The sequence below is a fragment of the Sneathia sp. DSM 16631 genome (genome assembly GCF_014892235.1).
Taxonomy (GTDB): domain Bacteria; phylum Fusobacteriota; class Fusobacteriia; order Fusobacteriales; family Leptotrichiaceae; genus Sneathia; species Sneathia vaginalis.
In genome coordinates this window covers 1-501 of record NZ_JADBHL010000043.1, presented here as the reverse complement: position 1 = coordinate 501, position 501 = coordinate 1, and the positions used below count along the sequence as shown (strand labels likewise).

Here is a 501-nt window from a genome sequence, read left to right as displayed (position 1 = left end):
TATTCATTCTCAGCTTTTAGATAAAGCACTTCCTCTTCTAATTGTTTAATCTTTTCTTTTTCAGTTAATACCTTGTTATTTTTTTTAGGTTTTGTCATAGATTTAGGTTTCCTTCCTTTTTTATTCTCTACAACATTATACCCATTTTCTATAAATTTTGAAAGCCAATTACATAGGATTCCAGAAGAAGATAAACCAATATCAATAGCAACTCCATTAATACTTTCATTATTATATAGAACTCTATTAATTGTTTGTAACTTAAATTCTTTAGAATAAAATCTATTTTTACCATTTCTTAAAATATCATAACCATGTCTTCTAATTAATTGAATTAAATAGTCAATATTAGATGATTTGACATTAAAAGATTTAGCTAATGAAGAAGTGGTTTCTCCTTCTAATTTTCTCTTATATATTTCAATTTTATCTTTTCTTGTAAGTTTACTCATAAAAAAACTGCACCTCCAATCTTGTGTCCAAGATTTTGGGTGCAGTACA

General features: G+C 25.5%; 1 protein-coding gene. It reads right to left on the bottom strand.

Features of this window, described 5'->3' with window-relative positions:
* Window positions 1-452 (bottom strand): transposase (locus tag IMK15_RS06335; protein ID WP_192942291.1); only part of this gene is annotated, 452 nt, incomplete at its 3' end.
* Window positions 453-501 lie beyond the last annotated feature (49 nt).